Raw genomic sequence first — 18949 nt, 5'->3', positions numbered from 1 at the left:
AATTACTCCTTTACTCATCGCCAAAACTGATTCCGACAATCTTGGCTTCTTTGATGATATCCGCTTTCGGATCTACCATCTTCAGCTTTCCGGCAACCTCTCCAAGCGGAACCTTGCGGATGTTGCCGTTCTTGATTCCTACCATATATCCGTAGTCCTCTTTTAAGATCAGGTCTGCTGCTGCTGCTCCAAGTCTGGTTGCAAGCACACGGTCATACGGACACGGGCTTCCACCTCTCTGCGTATGTCCCGGCACTGTGATACGAACCTCCTGATCCATACGGTTCTGGATCTTCTCTGCAAGCTCATATGCCACAGACGGATAGCCCTTCTTTTCCTGTTTTTCTTTTAATTTTTTCTTCGGAAGGGCTGCATCTTCTTTTGTGATCGCGCCTTCTGCAACCGCGATGATCGTAAAATGCTTTCCTGCCTCTGTACGGCTCTTGATCGCACGCACTACGTTATCCACATCATACGGGATCTCCGGGAGAAGAATAATATCTGCTCCGCCTGCGATTCCGGCATGAAGTGTTACCCATCCTACTTTATGCCCCATAACCTCTACAATAAATACACGGCTGTGTGAAGTTGCAGTTGTATGGATTCTGTCAATTGCTTCCGTTGCGATATCTACCGCACTCTGAAAGCCAAATGTCATATCTGTTCCCCACAGATCGTTGTCGATCGTCTTCGGAAGTGTAATCACATTCAGTCCTTCTTCTCTTAACAGATTCGCAGTCTTATGTGTTCCATTTCCTCCCAGTACTACTAGGCAGTTCAGATTCAACTTGTGATAAGTATGCTTCATCGCTTCGACCTTATCGATCCCATCCGGTCCAGGTACGCGCATCAGTTTAAACGGCTGTCTGGATGTTCCGAGGATTGTTCCACCCATCGTCAGTATTCCCGAAAAATCTTTTGCTGTCAGCATCTCAAAGTTCGAATAAATAAGTCCTTTATATCCATCCTGAAATCCATAAATTTCCACATCGTTTCGTTTTGAACAAAGTCCTTTTACGACACCTCGCATGGCTGCATTCAGTGCCTGACAATCCCCACCACTGGTAAGCATTCCAATTCTAAACATAATTGTCCATCCTTTCCCTGTTCATCTTTTCCAGATCAGTCTGTTATTTTCAGTTATAATCCCTTTGTATTATAACCGATTCCCGAGTCCTATACAAGCAATAGTTCTGCTGCAAAACCGATACATACCGCATCCTGGTCTGTCATTTTGAATCACATCTGGCGAAATGCACAGCACAGATTGACTTTTTGTTCCGGAATGGATATATTATAGAAGTGAAACAGTTAGTGCAGGCATACATCTGATTTTTTGTGATCACATCAAACTCTGCACGTAAAAATTTATAAAAGAAAGTCAGGTATTCTCATGGAAAGAAATGAATTGTGCTGGTGTGGCAGCGGAAAAAAATACAAAAAATGCCATCTTATGATCGAAGAAAAGATCGCATATCATGCAGATAAAGGAGAAATCGTTCCGACAAGAGATATGCTCAAGACCATTCCTCAGATTGAAGGAATCCAGAAAAGTGCAGATCTCAATACTGCCGTACTTGATCATGTAGCTGCTCATATCCACGCAGGCATGAGTACAGCCGAAATTGATAAATTAGTTTATGACTATACAACCGAACACGGCGGAATCCCGGCACCGCTTAATTATCAGGGATTCCCAAAGAGTGTGTGTACTTCTATTAACAACGAGATCTGCCATGGTATTCCGGATGAAAATATTATTCTGGAAGAAGGCGATATCATCAATGTGGATGTATCTACCATTCTGGACGGATATTTCTCAGATGCATCCCGTATGTTTATGATCGGCAAGGTCAGCGAACGTGCCGAAAAACTGGTTCGTGTCACACAGGAATGTGTCGAACTTGGACTTGCGCAGGCAAAACCATGGAACCATCTCGGAGACATTGCAGATGCGATCAATTCACATGCAAAAGCAAATGGTTATTCTGTTGTAGAGGAAATCGGCGGACATGGTGTTGGTCTTGAATTCCACGAAGAACCTTGGGTAAGCTATGTTACACCAAAGGGAAGCGAAATGCTTCTGGTTCCGGGTATGATCTTTACCATCGAACCGATGATTAACGAAGGCAGTCCGGAATTCTTTGTTGATGAAGACAATGACTGGACGGTTTATACCGAAGATGACGGACTTTCTGCTCAGGTAGAATACATGGTCCGCATTACGGATGATGGCGCTGTCGTTATGACAAAATAATTTTCTATTACAAAAAGGACCGGATGGCGAACTGCCATCCGATCCTTTTACTATTACTATTTATCTTATATTTCTAATTCTGTTTTGCGTTTTTTCTACGTTCATCCAGTTCTTTTCTGACTGTCGGATATACCTTATCGATTCCCATAAATAAATACCAGATGATTAAAACAACGACTGTGATAGCCAGTGGCAGATATAAGAACAGACTCTTAATTGCAAAGATCGCACTGTCCGGCTGAACAGCTGCCGTTCCATTATAATTTCCTGCCGCAAGGATCCATCCAAGTGCTGCTGTCCCAAGACCTGTTCCGATTTTCTGTCCAAAGCTGGTTACACTGTAAGTAAGTCCTTCTTCTCGGATTCCGTCTTTCCATTCACTGTAATCCACTACGTCTCCAACAATTGCGAACAGGCAGGAATACAATGCCGCATGACCAATTCCCTGTAAAACCAGTCCTCCATAAATCATCGGAAGATTGACCGGTCCTGCAATTTCAAGAATAAGTCCTGCTCCATAGAACAGGAAGCCCACAAATAATGCTTTGATCTTTCCAAATTTTTTTGCAAAAATAGGGATCAGCATGATCGTAAGGATCGTTGGAATATAGTTAAATAATGTCATTGTACTGTTGATCATCTCATTGCCAAGTACATATTTTGCATAATAAATTCTTGATCCACCGGTAAGTCCGAGTGATGTATAAATAATTGCAAATGCTAATGTGATCAGAATAAAGTATTTATTGCTGCAAAGAATTTTAATAGTCTTAATCGGGTGTGTTTTCTTCTTTTCAGTCACTTCCGGTTTGATCGGTTTATATCTTTCTTTTGTTCCGGCAAATGTTGTAATAAACATTCCAAGTGCTACGATCGCATAAATAATACTCATGCAGGTCCAGCCCTTCTGGCCGTTTCCAAGGAAATGTACCAGCGGAATCGTAATCACATTGATTACCAGCTGTGCGATCATTGTAAATTCAAACCGGATTGTATTCATTACATTTCGGTCATGCTGCTCGGTTGTTACCAGCGAAAGCATGGTATTGTAAGAAAGATTTGATGCAGTAAAACAAACTGCTGCAAGGAAAATATATACAAGCAGCATATAAATTGCTTTTCCGTTTGCTCCGATATTCGGAACTGTAAAAATCATAATCAGACTGACAACAAGCGGAGGTGCACTCCATAATACCCACGGACGAGCCTTTCCCCATCTGGTATTTGTCTTATCGATAATAACACCCATAAAAAGATCGGATACTCCATCAAACAATCTTGCGATCAGCATCAGGGTTCCGACTACTCCTGCTGCAATTCCTGCCACATCTGTACAGTAAATCGTCAGGAATGAAGCTACCGTTGTCCACACAAGGTTTGCTCCGATATCACCAACTCCGTAACAGACTTTTTCTCTGGTGGAAACCCGCATACCTTCTGCTTCTTTTTTGACTGCTTTACTTTTTGTTTTTTCTTTAATTACTCCGACGGAAATTTTTTCGGCTGCTTCCATCTTACTTCCTCCTCTTCTCAATTTCTGAACCTACTATAGCAAATTCAGATTTTTAAAAAGGAGAAATTTTTTATAAAAAGAGGAATTTTACAAACTGATTATGTATTCATCCTCCGATATTCGTTCGGAAGCATCCCTACTTCCTGTTTAAACACCTTACTCATGTACTTGGGATCCGAAAAACCTGCCATTGAAGCAATCTGATTCAGCTTTAATTCCGTATCCAGAAGTAATTGTTTTACATGTGCGATTTTATATCGCCTTATGATCTCCGTAAAAGAAGAGCCTGTTTCTTTTTTTAACTGTGTACCCAGATACTGTTCGGTAACATGCAGTCTCCTGGCTGTTTCCTCCAGATTAATTCCGTCACTGTAGCATTCTTTAATAATAGAAAGAGCTTTCTGTACCAGAAGCTCTGCCGAAGTCTGTTTTTTTTCATCATTTTCTATGCAGACAAATAATTCCAGCATTGCATCCATGATTTCTTCCCAGAAAACAGCATTTAAAATCGTATGTAATATTTTTTGGACAAGCAGATCTTCATCCCGTAATGTTCCACACTCTTTTGCCGTATTGATCACAGCGTAAGCAAAACGGATACAAACCTCTCTGATTTCCTGCGGGCTGTGGACTTCACGTAATCCTGCCTCCATAAATTGCTGAAAGCACCGGGTAAACGCAGGATAATCCAGATGGATTACCGCACTCCTTGCCTGATTCTCCAGATCTGCCGGATAAGTAAAACGATTTGTCCTCAGTTGCGCGATTTTTTTGCACTTGATCAATACCCGGTTGCCAAGTATTAAATGCCATCCGCATGCTTCGGTCAGCGCATTTTCAATCTCCGCCAGTTCTCCCAACCCTTGACACTCTTTTCCCGCAAATGCCCCATGATCATGGATTCTCATAGAAAAAGCCGGTACTACCGATTGCTTCAAATACTGTATAAAATTTTTTTTTGCTTTCACATCATAAAAACAGATAAAAACAGACTGCCTCTTCTCTCTCCATAACCAGCACATTTTTTTGTCCGGATTATGTTCCCGGAATCCTTCTAAAAAAAGCTCTGCTTCCTTTTGTTCGGAATCATAATACTTTCCCATAAAAAGATACATACAGTAAATTTGTTTTCTGCCGGAGAAACCATATTTCTCCAAAAGCGTCTCCTCTAACCTAGAATCCTCTTCATACTCGCCTTCTAACGCATCTTTTATGACCGTTTCAAGTGAAAGAGAATTTTTCCCTCTCTGTTCTACGAATATCTCTTCCTTGATTTTAGAAAGGGTGTTCTTCAGTTCCGTAAGATTAACCGGCTTTAGCAGATAATTTTCTATTCCGAGTGCAATTGCCTTTTTTGCATAATCAAAGTCAGAGTATGCCGTAAGAATCACAACCTTAGTCATACTTCCTCTTTCTCTTGCTTCTTTTAACATCTGCAGACCGTTCATATCCGGCATCTGGATATCAAGCAGGATCAGATCCGGATCCTGTTCTTCAAGAAGAATTAAACCTTCTCGCCCATTTTCCGCGCTTCCTACCACCTGGTATTCCGGACTGATTTTATTCAAAATATGTACAAGCCCCTCACGAATCGGTCTCTCGTCTTCAATGACTGCTATCCGCATCGTCATTTCCTCCCTGTATCGGAATAAATAAATGTACTTTCACGCCACCCGAAAGAATATTTTCAAAATAAACTGCTGTATCTTCTCCGTAATAGAGTTCCAACCGCTTTCTCACATTGGAAATTCCGAGATGATTCTTTATCTTCGTTCCTTCATTGAGTTCTTTTAATCTGACTTTCTCAATACACTGCCCATTATTTACAATGATCAGATGTAATTGTTCTTCTGCCTTCGCAGCTTCGATGGTAAGCCGGTGTTCGCCCTTACATCCGCGGAAACTGTACTTGATTGCATTTTCCACAAAAGGCTGAAGCAGCATTTTATGAATTTTATAAGTTTCCAATTCCTCCGGTATTTTAAATATCAGCTCGATTTTTTCTCCTAATTTTTCCTGCTGCAGAAGAATATACTTTTCCAGCCATACCTTTTCCGCTTCGATCGTTGTCAGTTCCCCTGCATCATTAATGGCATAACGCAGGATTTCGGCAAGCGCCACTAACATCTCACTGATTTCATACTGCTCATTTTCAATGGCTTTCCAGTTGATGGTATCCAGGATATTATATAGAAAATGAGGATCGATCTGTGCCTCCAACGCTGAGATTTCTGCATTCTTCTGCTCCAATGCAGATTGTTTCACCTGACCGATCAAATGATAGATCCGTTCAGTCATATCATTGAAGCCTTCCGATATCTTCTGTATTTCTATACTGTCATTTTCTTTGATTGCAAGCTTCTCCCTGAAATTATCTTTCTCCAGATTTTTCATCGCATCTACAATCTCATTTACCGATACCATGACCGGTTCTGTAACTTTATAGATCAGAAATACAAAAACAAGCAGCACTGCCACTGCCAGCAGCAGCCAGAATACGATCTGTTCTCTGATTGCTCTCTGATATTCACTCAGCGACTGGCACAATACGATTTTCCAGCCGCTCCGGGTATTTGTAATGGATTTTTGACTGACCCTTTTCGTCTCTAAAATATCTTCCGTCCTGCCCAGTAATTTTTCATTTTCCGCTCCGACGATCCTTCCGTCATCTATCAGATATATTTCCGATCCTTTTCCAACATCCAGCACGGAACTCAGTTCATCTGCATCGACTGACAGAATCACTTCTCCCAGATCTTCACTGATATCCCAGTAATTTACTACCTTACGGCTGATATGAAACATCCTTTCCGGATTTTCATTCTCTTGATCCATCGTATAAGACAGCATCTCTTCTGTCTCCGGAACTGCAACCTTTTCAATCCAGGAACTGTTCACCGAAGAAGAAGAAAGCCTGTCATAAAAGATTCTTTTTCTATCTGCCAATACCAGCTGAATCCCGTCCACACCCTGATTTCTGTTACAGATATGTGAAAATTCACTTCGCATATTATAGGCATCTGTCTCCATAATATCAGCAGATTCTTTCGCGGTAACCGCAAGATTTAAAAAGTCTTCAGCCGTAGTGATATCATACAGAATCGTCTCATACTTATCCAATGTCATATTCAGACACTGATTTGACTTCTGAAGATCTGCCTCTGCCTGATTGTTCATATTATCAAGGGTGCTTTTTTTCAGACGTGCCTGCGATATCACTGTAAAAATAGTGATCGGAATGCATGCCGTAATAATAAATGCAGGAATCAGAATTTGTCTCAGATTTTTCTTTTTCATTTCTCTGCTCCGATTTTCTCTATCTTTTCTGCACTTTTATTCAATATTGTCTGCGGATCCTCTTCCTCCACCAGTATCTGTCTCAGAGTATCGGAAAGTGTCAGGGAAATCCGTGGCCATTCCGGAGAAATCTCACGAATCCCGGCAGCCTTATACATTTTTATAAATGTTCTCTTTTCCGGATCTTCGGCAAATTGTTGTTCCATAATATCCTGACGCGGTGCAAGAAAACCAAATGCATCAATATATTCTTTCATTCGGTCTTTATCTGCCAGAAACTTTAAAAAACGGATTGCATACTCTTTCTTTTCATTCTCCGCTACTGCCAGAATTTCTCCTCCGGCTACCGAAACCGATGTCTCTCCTCCCGGAATCGGTGCAACACCGAATTCCAGATCCGGATTTCCTTCCCTGATACTGTCAATCGCCATAGAGGAATTGAACATGATCCCAATTTTTCCTTTTAGAAACTGATTTGTCAGATCTCCCATGGTAAGAGAAATGCTCTGCAGACTCAGACTTCCTTCTTTTTCCATCTGATCCAGCAGAAGAAATGCTTTTTTACTGTTTTCTTCTGCAATTCTATACACGTCCCCTCCCATTGACCATAAGATCGGCAGAAATTCATACATACTTTCTTCTGTCTGTAAAGCAGTGATCGCAAACCCTTTTACATCTTCATTGCTGATCTTCGCCGCTGTCTCTTGAAATTCTTCCCAGCTTTCCGGAACTTCGCATCCATTTTCTTCCAGGAGTTTTTTATTATAGAACATCCCTGTACAGTTCACACCAAAAGGCTGCCCATAAATTCTTCCATCTATCGTACATGGTTCCAATGCTTTTTCGTTATATTCCTTTAATTCCGGAATAGCATCTGTAAGATCAGCAAACGCTTTCATATGATGTAGAAATTGAAAGTCCGAGGAATCCACTACGGCAATATCCGGCATCTTTTCTTCCGACATCGCCAGGGCAAGCTGTTTTTTAAAATCTTCATCCGGAATATAAGATACCTCTATCTTAATATCCTCCTGCATCTTATTAAACTGCTCTACCAGCTCTTCCAGATGTCTCTGATTATCCGGTATATCCCAGTAATGCCATAATTCAATGGTTTCTTTCTCTTTCGCTTTTGTTTCTTCCTTTTTCCGGCATCCTGCACAGCTGCATAAACTAACTGTCATGACAACACATAAAGCGCATGCAAAAATCTTTTTCACTCTATTCCAACTCCCCTTCACGGTATGCACTGAGCAGCATTTTAAGTGCCTCAATATCCTCCTTGATCTTCTTTCCGCTATCTGTATCCCGCACCATCAAACGTTCTTTTTCGGTTTCGACCAGTTCTGATTTTGACTCGATATCCTTATTTTCCGTAAGTGCCGCATACACACTCAAGAAAGGCTGGTGGGATTTGATCCGGATACCATGGGAATTAAAGATCAGTGTATACCCGGCAATTCCGGTAGTCTTATGGTAGCTCTTGCAGAAACCTCCATCAATGACCATTAATTTTCCATTCGCACGGACCGGATGCTCTCCTTTTGAAGTTCTGACCGGTGTATGCCCATTAATGATATGAGCACGCTCGGAATAAAGACCAAACTCATGCAGAATCATATTGCAGACCTTTTCTTCTTCGTAGAATTTATAATATGGATTTGATTCTTCATACCATGTCGACTCATCCAGCACATAAGTACGCTCAAAGGTTTTCGTATTTCTTCCGGAAAGTGGAGACTTTCTTCCGCACCACAGATACCACATAAAGTCTCTGTCTTTTTCTTTCGCCTCCTTCGACCAGGCTCTTCTGGCAACATGCTCTGCATAGTCCAGATATTCTCTTCCTCGATAGCATCTCTTCCCAAATATAACGCCGTCAAAGTTTCCGCTCTCATCCAGCGGCACACAGCCGTGATACAGAAGATTATCGTTGAAGATCCGGTACATACTTCCTTTTTTATACAGGAAATCTATATGCTGTCGCAGACGGATACTGTTCACAAAAGCCATCTGAAGACCTTCCATTACATTTTCTTCCTCTTCGGTCAGCTGATAGACTTCTTCCACACTTTCAGCTGCAAAACTTACAGTTGGAAATTCTTCCTTCTTGATCTTATATTCTTTTCCGCCAATTTCAACAACCTGACGTTTCACATCCACTTTATGAAGCAGCAATTTATCTTCCATCTTGTAATCCGGATTACGCAGGATCACCTGACCTTCCAGCTTAAAAAGAAGTACAGAAATTGCTTTCAGTGCCGCTTCCATCGGATCGATCTGCGGATATATCTTTTCTGCAAATAAGGTCAGATTTCGCAGACTGATCCCATAGCTATTCTCCATGATCTTCATATTATCATATTTCAGATTGTTACGGATAACTGTTGCGATGCAGGCTCTGCTTCCTGCCGCTGCCCCCATCCACAGGATATCATGATTTCCCCATTCAATATCAATGGAGTGATAAGTCGTAAGCAAATCCATGATCCGGTCTGCACAAGGACCTCTGTCAAAAATATCTCCGACAATATGTAGATGATCGACTGCCAGCCGTTTAATCAATCCGGCAAGCACCTCGATAAATTCATCTGCATTCTGTAGTTCAAGAAGCGTATTCAGGATATTGCGGTGATACACCAGCTGATTATCATCTTCATCCTTCTGTACATGGATCAGTTCATCCAGAATATAGGCATATTCCTTCGGCATCGCTTTTCTTACTTTTGAGCGGGTGTATTTGGATGAAAATAATCTTGCGATATCGATTAGTTCTCCTAAGATCACACGATACCACTCTTCATTATTTTTTCCTTCCTTTTTTATCATTGCAAGCTTTTCAACTGGATAATAGATCAGCGTACAGATCTCTTCTCTGTCCAGATCAGATAAGGTATCTCCAAACAGCAGATCCACTTTTTCCCGGATCACGCCAGAACAGTTATTTAATATATGACAAAATGCTTCATATTCTCCGTGCAGGTCACTCATGAAATGCTCGGTTCCCTTCGGCAGACTTAAGATTGCCTTCAGGTTGATGATCTCTCGGCACACAGCCTGCTCTGTCGGGTACTTTTCTGCCAGAAGTTCTAAATATTTTTCATCTTTCATTTTCTTCCTCCATCCGGTTATTTTTTACTTTACATATCCAATAAATACATTTCCGCTTCCGCTTACAAGACCGTTCATCTCATCCGGCGTTGCGGAATGACGTTCTCCGTCTGCCGGATCCAGATAAGCATACTTCGCATCCGTGTATCCGATGACCAGTACCGCGTGATCCACACTGAGCATTGCGATCACCGGTGTCTCATGGCTGATCGTATAGCGGATTTCTTCCGGTGTACATCCGGTCAGATCAAACCCTTCTCCACCGGTTGCTTCTGTCAGGATTTCTGCCGGCGACTTTCCGTTTTCCAGCTCTGTTGATGCATTTATATCTTCTGCGCCTTCCAGCTTCAGGATCCGGTTCAGGCACGCTACAAGTGTACTCTCACCTTCTCCTGTCCGGAACTCATCCATATTATTTACTTCATAAATATCCGGCGTATTTCCGGACTCCCATACATATTCCTGTGATGAAGAAATGACAACACCTTTTATCTTCTCCGCTTCCTGGATCGCATAAGATGCTTTTTCATACACCCCCTGCAGACTGCCAAGTGCATATACATAATACTGATTCTTTACCTTCGGTTTATCAAAGCTGACAACCATCGGTTTATCAAACAGTACCTGCTTTGGTTTTAAAATTTTTGCTTTGCTGTCTTTGATTCCATTTTCATAAGTCAGACGAACCAGAGTTCCACGCAGATCATCATTGTAGGTCTCAACTGTGATATTGCTCTCTTCCTTCTCCTGATTGTTGGTAATATAATCTGCCGTTGTTGAAATATAGGTATTCTCATTTCTGTTCACCCGATTAAGTGTCATCATATTGTCTGCCACATAGCCATCCAGAATGTAAAAATCCTGTACCTCATAGGTCTTGGCTATCTCCTGTTTCTGCGTGATGATATCCACTTTATACATCGGGTACACACTCTGTCCGGATATATTGGTTCCTGCATCGCTTCCACGCAGCGTGCCATAAGCAAAATCATTCCGGATAAATCCGATCGGTTTGACATATTCGTCTCCTTCGGATGTAATATCAAAGGATTTGCCCGTCTTCAGATTCAGCACGATAATCTTCTGCGACTCATTGATCTTTCCGCCCTCACTCTGGTAAGCAAGCAGATGTCCGTCTGGTGAAACCTGATACTGCCCTTCCTCCAGATCTTTCACCAGCACCTCTCTGGTGTTGTCCTTCAGATTCACAAGATATAATGTACCATCTATCATTACATAAAGATTTTCATCAGAATTGCTGTAATATACAAATTTACCCAGATCCTCTTTCATCAGATAATATCCGTCTTCGCTAGGGACAAATGCTTTTTCCGTAACGGAATTTTTTTCTGCGTCAAAATAATAGACTGCTACACCTACCTGCCCTTCATGTACACCGCGATTCATATAACCCACTACAGTAAATGTGGTATTGCCTTTTTCATCTACTGAAATCAGGCGGATATCATGCAGGTCGCATAATGTACGCACATCCATGTTTTCCGCATCTGCGAAGCCGAATACCAGTGACATTTCATCCTCTTTTTTATCATAATGCCAGAGTTGGTTATCCTCTATAAATGCTACAATGGTTCCATCTGTATTAGTCTCATACTCCAGGTCCGTCGGCGCAATCCCAACAAGAACACCCTTCTGGTTCAGCGCAGTTGTCTTACCATCAAATCTCTGATTCATCGTGCGATCATAATCAAGCAGATACTGTTGTGCATCTTCCCCGGTGCGGATCCGGAAGAATTCCTTTACACTGTAAAGCCGATCAGCATAATCAGTATCCCCGGTGCACTTTACTTGGTATTTGAGGACAAGTGATGTGTAATTCTCATTGCATTCCTTAATTTCCCAGTATACATTTCCCGATACCTGCGGCGCAAGCGAACCCCATGTCACCTGTGACTGTGTCGATGCAAGTGTGACCTCCTGATAGGTGGAGCTGTCCTCACTGGAATCTGTTTCCAAATAGCTTTCGACCTTATCACCCTGATTTTCGAGTGCCGCATTGTGGAAATTATTTGCGAAATCCAGGCTTTTCTTATAGTTGCAATCTGCCGAATTCTTGATCCTGGTATAAAAATAAATATTCTGATTATCCAGGTACAAGGTTACTTTCAAAATCCTCTCTTCTTTCAGGATCTTCGTATTCTTGAAATTTAAAGTTACTGTATCCTGAACATCTTTAATGGTTCCCTCCTGAATACATTTTTTCCCATTCAATGTATATACCTGCCAGTAAACCTTCTGGATCTGATTATCATATTTTGCAATGTTCATATCCAGCTGGTTATTTGTGACGGGTGTCAGTGTATCACGCATTGAAGTAAGCGTCATATCGCTTTTATATCCCGGCAGTGAGTTCACTTCATATCCTTCTGTCATAAAGGATATTCTTGGCAGTGTCGCACCTCCCATATCTGCACTCATATCAGTGTTGCCTCTGTTCGTCACATAACTGGATACGATAACTGCAAGAATAAATACAGTAGTCAGTACCCCTGTCTTTATTGCTATCTTTTTAAACATTGTAATTATAGTCCCCTTTATCTTAATCTGCTAAATTTATACTCCTTTTTCTCCCTCTTCATTCTGCTGATCCAATAATCTCCCCAGCATTGGATCGATGTGAAGCATTTCTTCACATGTGCGGATTGCCTCTGTATTTTTTCCTTTATTTCCCGTGTAAATGGCCCGTATCAAAATATTCTTCGGTGTATGCTCCATATCGATAAACTCCAGGATCTGTGTGTCATATCCCTCCCTCTTCAGATATTCCGCACGTATCGCATCTGTGACAAGAGCTGCCATTCGCTCTTTGATCAGTCCGTAAGAAAACAGCGGTGCAAGTGTTTCATTTGCAATCTGACGGTTCACTTCATGCTGACAGCACGGAACCGAAAGAATGACCTTCGCTTTCCAGCCAACTGCTTTTGCAAGTGCAAAATCGGTAGCGGTATCGCAGGCATGCAACGTCACGACCATATCCACTTCATCAGAGCCGGTATAATCTGCAATATTTCCTTCCATAAACTTCAGTTTTCTATAGCCATATTTTTTTGCAAGCTGGTTGCATGCATAAATGACATCCGTCTTCAGATCCAATCCGATGATCCGGATATCATAACCTTCTAACTCATGCAAATAATAGTAAATTGCAAATGTCAGATAGGATTTGCCGCATCCAAAATCCAGAATCGTTACTTCCCTGTCCTTCGGAAGCTCCGGAAGTACATCCTCGATAAACTCCAGGAAACGGTTGATCTGGCGGAACTTATCAAACTTTGTCCGCACGATTTCCCCTTCTTTTGTCATAACTCCCAGATCCTGTAAAAATGGAACTGCTTTTCCTTCCTCCAGGATATAATGCTTCTTCCGGTTGTGTGACAGATCAATCTCTTTGAACCTCCCGGTCTGAAGCCGTCTCTGAATCGTCATTTTCCCTTTTTTACTGACCAGAACCTGATAGCGGAATTTTCTGGTCTCCATCTGCATCTGTTTGAATTCCTGCATGGCATTTTCAATATATCCTGCTGCTTCTTCTTCATTCAGATTGTGGTGAAATACCTGGTTGTTCCGGTGTTCTTCGCACTGGTACAAAATATTGTCTTTATGCTCCACAGGGCGGATCTTAATCTTTACAATTCCGCCTTTTTCACGTGGATTGCTGATTATTGCTGATAAAAATTCTTTATTTAAACTCTTTTTTAAGATATTATTCAATGATTCCATTTTAATTTCCCCTTACATTTTAGGTTATATGTACGAATCCAGTTTTTATTGTAAAGCGAAATAAAATAGAGCGCAAGGGAAATTTCCCTTACGCCCCATATTTACCTGTTACTGTTCGACTTCCTGATAGACATCTTCCGTTTCTTTTGGAGCCGGGAAACGGATCAGTACCTTGAACAGATCTCCGTCGAGATATAACTCGAATTTTCCCCCTTGAAGCTTTGTCAGATTCTGTGCAATCGAAAGACCAAGCCCGCTTCCTTCCGTGCTTCTGGATACATCTCCGCGGATAAATCTTTCTGTCAGCTCATCTGCCGAAATATTTAGCGGCTGCTCTGATACATTCTTGATCGTAAGCTGTACTTCCTCACCTGTCTGAACCAGATCCACATAGACCCGGCTTCCCTCCATTGCATATTTTGCCGCATTGTTAAATACATTTGCAAGAACTCTCCACATTCGTCTGCCGTCTGCGTAGATTGTTGCCGGTTCGGTCGGAAGATTCATGATCATTTTCAGATTCCTTGCCTCAAATTTTTCTTCAAACTCTGCACTGGTCTGATTAACCAGCTCAACCAGATTCAGATTCATCATTTCCAGGCTGATATTGCCACTGCTTACCTTGGAAGCTTCTACCACATCCTCGGTAAGTGTCTTCAGACGATATGCTTTTTCTTCCAGAACCTGAAGATAATTCCGGATCTTCGGATCCTCAAAATCCTCTCTCTTTAAAAGGTCCACATAATTAATGATTGATGTAAGCGGCGTTTTGATATCATGGGATACATTTGTGATCAGATCCGTTTTGAGGCGTTCATTTTTTACGCTCTCTTCTACCGCCCGGTCCAGTCCATCTCCGATCTTATTGATGCTGACTGCTGCTTCAAGCTGTCCGCCTTTGAGTCCATTTAACGGAATCTGATAATCAACCTGACCGTCTGCGATTGCTTTTACCCCTTTGATGATCCGCGCTCTTCCGATGGCTCTGCGCATCAGGCAGAAAAATGCCCCCGCCTCTGCCGCAAGCATTACGAACAGCCAGATTCCCGGCTCCCACATGGCGATCGCGATCCAGTGAACTACAACCAGTACTCCAAACAAAATCGCAGCTTTCCAGACCTCCCCCAGATGCCGGATCCCAATCCGGACGTATTTGATGATCAGACATAAAATACTGTTCTTCCACAAAGTCTTTGCCTTGATCCTTCTTACCATTCCAAGCCAGAAAGTAAGTCCTGTCATGCAAACGCTTACCGCAACAATCCCTGCAAAAATCAGTACCGATGTGCCATTGAAACCATCTCCGCTAAACCAGACTCCGTTCAGCAGACTGTAACTTAAACTGATTTCCCCATAAATACATATCACCATAACTGCAACCGACAAAAGAATAAAGATTTCTGTCTTCATTTTATCGACCCGATTTAACACAATGCCTTCTTCCCGGTTTGATCTGCCTGCAACAATTGTCAGCCATGCCAGAATTACAAGCATTGCAAATCCGGTTGCAATCGCAATCCAGAAGGTAAATCTTACCTGCGGTGCATACTCCTGATAAATCTTGCTCTCCTGATAAAAGTCATCCTGGATTGGATAGGAAGTATCTACCGTGAACACGCATTCGTAATTATCCATCCACATATTGCCACCGATCAGTGATTTCCACTGTGATCCGTCCATATCAATATCACTCTGGTACTCAGTAAGCTTTGGTGTGGCAACCGCATATACTCCCAGCTTTTTCATACTTTCCAGATTCTTTTCCCATTCATCAAATCTCTGATATGCAAGACGGTTGGTATAAATTTTTTTATTGTCCAGATCTACAATCATATATGCAAGATTGGTATTACCTTCTTTATATTCTTCCGTTACATACTGCCACGTCAAAAATTCATCCCGTACACTGTCCACAGTATTTCCAAGCATGGACATCGCATCACTTAACTTGCCGTTCCATCTGGAATCCTTGTTCACAACTTCCAGAAGATTCTTCGCGCCCACCGGTGCACAGTTTTCGGAAACTTTTTCTCCGTCATACCGCCAGCACTTTGTGTAGACCTGGCGATTTTCACTGTCCAGAATATTGCGGTAAATACTTGCGGAGTTCTCGATCCAGTCATTGATCAGAGAATCGATCACTTCTCCGGTGCTTTCCAGTGAATATTCATCTTTTGCCTCATCCATATTACCAAACTGAAGGTTCCCGTTTTTAAATTCCCGACGAAATTCTTTTTCATAGTAATAATGGTAGGTTCCGTCATCCTTCTGGCAGACGATGATCTCATCATCATTGTCTCCATCTGCCATCTTGGTCCCGTCTGCGTAGTACATCTCCTGATCGTTTTCCCAGTAATTCACAAAATCACCAAGACGGTATGCAAGCCCATTTACATTTTCATTTGAAATCTTACGATCTGAATCATATTCTTTCAGATCTACAATTCTGTTTTCATCATATTTTCCTTCTGTTTCAAAATTGCTGTCGTATCCTTCCGCAGCCGTAATATCATTTGCAGCACTCATTAGCTTGTCGGTAAACCCTTTTGACTGATCATACTTCTTATGTGGCTTTTCAAACAGGATTCCTGCCAGATTATCGCCCGGATAACTGAATGTAAAAACCAGACATGTGATCATCACCACCGCTAAAATATGCTCCAGTACGATCAGGATTCCTTTACATGGTGCGCTTTGATACCATTTGTTATTCATAAGACCTCCTAACCGATCTTCTCTACCTTATATCCGACACCCCATACTACCTTCAGGTAACGTGGCTCTTTCGGATTGATTTCGATTTTCTCCCGGATATGGCGGATATGTACGGCAACGGTATTGTCCGCTCCGATTGCTTCTTCATTCCAGATATTTTCGTAAATCTGATTGATAGAGAACACCTTTCCCTGATTTTTAACGAGTAACAGTAATATATTGTATTCAATCGGTGTCAGCTTCACTTTTTCGCCGTCCACAGTCACTTCTTTCAGATCATCCCTGATCACAAGTCCCCCGGTCCGGAACTCACTCTGGTTGTCAGATCTCGCCGTACTTCCAAGCTGGGTGTAACGTCTGAGCTGGGATTTTACCCTTGCTACCAGCTCCAACGGATTGAACGGTTTGGTCATGTAATCATCTGCACCGATATTCAGTCCTAAAATCTTGTCCGCATCCTCTGATTTGGCGGATAAAATAATAATCGGGAGGCTCATGTTTTCCCGGATCTTGAGTGTCGCCCGGATTCCATCCAGCCGCGGCATCATCACATCCATAATCAGAAGATCAACTTCATTTCTTTTCAATACCTTGATCGCTTCGTCGCCATCATACGCCTTCAGGACTTCGTATCCTTCCTGCGTCAGGTAAATATCTATTGCTTCTACAATGTCTTTATCATCATCACATACTAATATTTTCGCCATCTTTTTTCACCTCCTCTATAATATACAAGATTAGCAGAGATTTTTTAAGAGATAGGGCGGGATTTTCTTAAGAATTTTTTGAGATTTGAAAATGTGGTGCGAGATGATCTATATTTGTCAGATACAGATTCTTGTGCAAGCACCAATCTGCACCTGACTCATCATATACGCAAAAAAACTCCCGGCAAGTTTTACTTTACCGGAAGTTTTCTCTTGTGAGGTAATATTTATGATTTCTACTTTTCGTCTTCTCTGTGATCTGCTTTTATATTGCGGTATCCTGCGATCAGTCCAAACCCGATCAGTCCAACACCAACTATCAGAAACAGAATCGTCGCCACGATCATAACAAGCTGTTCATTACCATGACTTGTGGAAATCGCCCTGAACATCTGGTATGCCAGTGTCAGCAGATAAAACCCGGCCATTGCATAAATCGCCAGTCTTGCATTTTTCTTCCATCCGTCATTCTCCGGCATCTTATTCTCGTCCATAACATTTCCCAGCCTTTTCTTTTTATTTTCTTACCAGATATTTTCTCATATCAATTGCACATGCGATCAGAATAATCAGACCTTTGATCACATACTGCATATTCTGACTTACTGCCAGGAACTGCAGTGCAACGAAGATGATTCTCAGAATGAACACCCCTAAAACAACGCCGCTGATCTTACCGGTACCACCTACAAAAGATACACCACCGATTACACAGGCAGCAATCGCATCACACTCGTAGTTCAGACCTGTATTTGCCTGGTTGGAACCGATACGTGCAGATTCAATGAATCCAGTGATACCATACATGCATCCTGCAAGTGTATGTACCAGAATGGTTGTTCTCATAACATTTACACCAGATACATTGGCAGCTTCCGGGTTGGAACCAACTGCGAACATATTCTTTCCAAATGTTGTCTTATTCCACATGAACCACATGAATACAACTACGACACAAGCGTACCATACATAGTTCGGTATCGGAACGCCACGGATCTTTAAGAAACTTCCTGTTACAAAATTCTTAAAGGATTTGTCCAGTCCGGAAAGTGGCTGTCCGTTGTTACCGTTCAGCATAATGTACATCAGAAGAATTCCGTATACGATCAGCTGTGTTGCCAGTGTTACAATGAATGGATGTAAGTGGAATTTCGCTACGAAGAATCCATTTACCCATCCAACAATACCTCCGACTACGATTACGATCAGAATAACCAGTGGTATCGGAAGAACCGGAAGATCCGGGAAAATTTTGGTTGCATAAGTTACTGACTGCAAAAGTGATGCAGAAATACATGCTGTAAGACCTACAACACGTCCGGCTGAAAGGTCTGTACCGGTAAGTACGATCGTTCCTGCAATACCACACGCGATCGGAATGTTCGCTGCAGACAGCGAGATAATGTTAACAATAGATGCCACGCTCAGGAATCTGCTGTTCTGTGTGTAAGTGTAAATAACTGCGATAATGATCAGAAGATAAATCGCATTATTGATAAGTCCTTCTTTCCACGCTTTTACCTTGTCTGCGGAATCCAGTGCTTTGTATTCTGCATAGCGTGATTTTATATTTGCAAATGCTTTCATCTGGGAAGCCTCCTTCTTTTT

General features: G+C 41.9%; 13 protein-coding genes. 1 reads left to right on the top strand and 12 read right to left on the bottom strand.

From position 1 onward, the window contains the following. Positions 1 to 10: 10 nt before the first annotated feature. Entirely contained in the window at positions 11 to 1087 is a 1077-nt protein-coding gene (locus PG418_RS16230) for a 6-phosphofructokinase (RefSeq protein WP_008370976.1), read from the bottom strand. Positions 1088 to 1393: 306 nt separating this feature from the next. Between PG418_RS16230 and PG418_RS16225 the strand changes: the two genes are divergently transcribed. After that, a complete protein-coding gene (locus PG418_RS16225; RefSeq protein WP_055249318.1) occupies positions 1394 to 2257 on the top strand; it encodes a methionyl aminopeptidase in 864 nt (287 codons plus the stop codon). A gap of 73 nt (positions 2258 to 2330) precedes the next feature. Here the strand turns inward: PG418_RS16225 and PG418_RS16220 are convergent, their stop codons facing one another. From PG418_RS16220 to PG418_RS16170, 11 genes are all read right to left on the bottom strand, one after another. Next, positions 2331 to 3770 carry an MFS transporter gene (locus PG418_RS16220; RefSeq protein WP_173685727.1) on the bottom strand — a complete coding sequence of 480 codons (1440 nt, stop codon included), beginning with the start codon at positions 3768 to 3770 and terminating at the stop codon, positions 2331 to 2333. Between the two features lie 98 nt (positions 3771 to 3868). After that, a complete protein-coding gene (locus PG418_RS16215; protein ID WP_498837691.1) occupies positions 3869 to 5395 on the bottom strand; it encodes a response regulator in 1527 nt (508 codons plus the stop codon). After that, positions 5376 to 7067 carry a sensor histidine kinase gene (locus tag PG418_RS16210; protein WP_008370994.1) on the bottom strand — a complete coding sequence of 564 codons (1692 nt, stop codon included), beginning with the start codon at positions 7065 to 7067 and terminating at the stop codon, positions 5376 to 5378. Before PG418_RS16210 ends, PG418_RS16215 begins: the two co-directional genes overlap by 20 nt. Next, complete coding sequence (locus tag PG418_RS16205) at positions 7064 to 8287, bottom strand: ABC transporter substrate-binding protein (RefSeq protein ID WP_242856287.1); 1224 nt, start codon at positions 8285 to 8287, stop codon at positions 7064 to 7066. The genes PG418_RS16210 and PG418_RS16205 overlap by 4 nt, the downstream gene beginning before the upstream one ends. 1 nt (position 8288) lies before the next feature. Beyond that, positions 8289 to 10178, bottom strand: a complete 1890-nt coding sequence (locus PG418_RS16200; protein ID WP_498837690.1) for a fructose-1,6-bisphosphatase — start codon at positions 10176 to 10178, stop codon at positions 8289 to 8291. 24 nt (positions 10179 to 10202) lie between these two features. Further along, entirely contained in the window at positions 10203 to 12716 is a 2514-nt protein-coding gene (locus tag PG418_RS16195; RefSeq protein WP_498837689.1) for a hypothetical protein, read from the bottom strand. 36 nt (positions 12717 to 12752) lie between these two features. After that, the gene (locus tag PG418_RS16190) at positions 12753 to 13919 is read right to left on the bottom strand and encodes a class I SAM-dependent methyltransferase (protein ID WP_498837688.1); all 1167 of its coding nucleotides are present in this window, start codon (positions 13917 to 13919) and stop codon (positions 12753 to 12755) included. A gap of 108 nt (positions 13920 to 14027) precedes the next feature. Then, entirely contained in the window at positions 14028 to 16634 is a 2607-nt protein-coding gene (locus PG418_RS16185; RefSeq protein ID WP_498837687.1) for a histidine kinase dimerization/phospho-acceptor domain-containing protein, read from the bottom strand. Between the two features lie 8 nt (positions 16635 to 16642). Further along, positions 16643 to 17341 (bottom strand): response regulator transcription factor, encoded by a 699-nt coding sequence (locus tag PG418_RS16180; protein WP_008371016.1) that lies wholly within the window; start codon positions 17339 to 17341, stop codon positions 16643 to 16645. A gap of 236 nt (positions 17342 to 17577) precedes the next feature. Next, positions 17578 to 17835, bottom strand: coding sequence for a hypothetical protein (locus tag PG418_RS16175; protein WP_022220688.1), 258 nt, complete (start codon positions 17833 to 17835; stop codon positions 17578 to 17580). A 22-nt stretch (positions 17836 to 17857) separates the two neighbouring features. Then, positions 17858 to 18928: a galactose/methyl galactoside ABC transporter permease MglC gene (locus tag PG418_RS16170; RefSeq protein WP_008371023.1), complete on the bottom strand. Its 1071-nt coding sequence runs from the start codon at positions 18926 to 18928 to the stop codon at positions 17858 to 17860. Positions 18929 to 18949 lie beyond the last annotated feature (21 nt).

The organism is Bariatricus sp. TF06-38A (genome assembly GCF_027690675.1).
Classification (GTDB): domain Bacteria; phylum Bacillota; class Clostridia; order Lachnospirales; family Lachnospiraceae; genus Allocoprococcus; species Allocoprococcus comes.
Note: the sequence above shows the minus strand (reverse complement) of the source record. Positions and strands in the feature narration are given on the sequence as shown.

Coding starts and splice junctions, on each gene's coding strand:
- PG418_RS16230 (WP_008370976.1), bottom strand. CDS start 1,087: ATGTTTAGAATTGGAATGCTTACCAGTGGTGGGGATTGTCAGGCACTG.
- PG418_RS16225 (WP_055249318.1), top strand. CDS start 1,394: ATGGAAAGAAATGAATTGTGCTGGTGTGGCAGCGGAAAAAAATACAAA.
- PG418_RS16220 (WP_173685727.1), bottom strand. CDS start 3,770: ATGGAAGCAGCCGAAAAAATTTCCGTCGGAGTAATTAAAGAAAAAACA.
- PG418_RS16215 (WP_498837691.1), bottom strand. CDS start 5,395: ATGCGGATAGCAGTCATTGAAGACGAGAGACCGATTCGTGAGGGGCTT.
- PG418_RS16210 (WP_008370994.1), bottom strand. CDS start 7,067: ATGAAAAAGAAAAATCTGAGACAAATTCTGATTCCTGCATTTATTATT.
- PG418_RS16200 (WP_498837690.1), bottom strand. CDS start 10,178: ATGAAAGATGAAAAATATTTAGAACTTCTGGCAGAAAAGTACCCGACA.
- PG418_RS16195 (WP_498837689.1), bottom strand. CDS start 12,716: ATGTTTAAAAAGATAGCAATAAAGACAGGGGTACTGACTACTGTATTT.
- PG418_RS16190 (WP_498837688.1), bottom strand. CDS start 13,919: ATGGAATCATTGAATAATATCTTAAAAAAGAGTTTAAATAAAGAATTT.
- PG418_RS16185 (WP_498837687.1), bottom strand. CDS start 16,634: ATGAATAACAAATGGTATCAAAGCGCACCATGTAAAGGAATCCTGATC.
- PG418_RS16180 (WP_008371016.1), bottom strand. CDS start 17,341: ATGGCGAAAATATTAGTATGTGATGATGATAAAGACATTGTAGAAGCA.
- PG418_RS16175 (WP_022220688.1), bottom strand. CDS start 17,835: ATGGACGAGAATAAGATGCCGGAGAATGACGGATGGAAGAAAAATGCA.
- PG418_RS16170 (WP_008371023.1), bottom strand. CDS start 18,928: ATGAAAGCATTTGCAAATATAAAATCACGCTATGCAGAATACAAAGCA.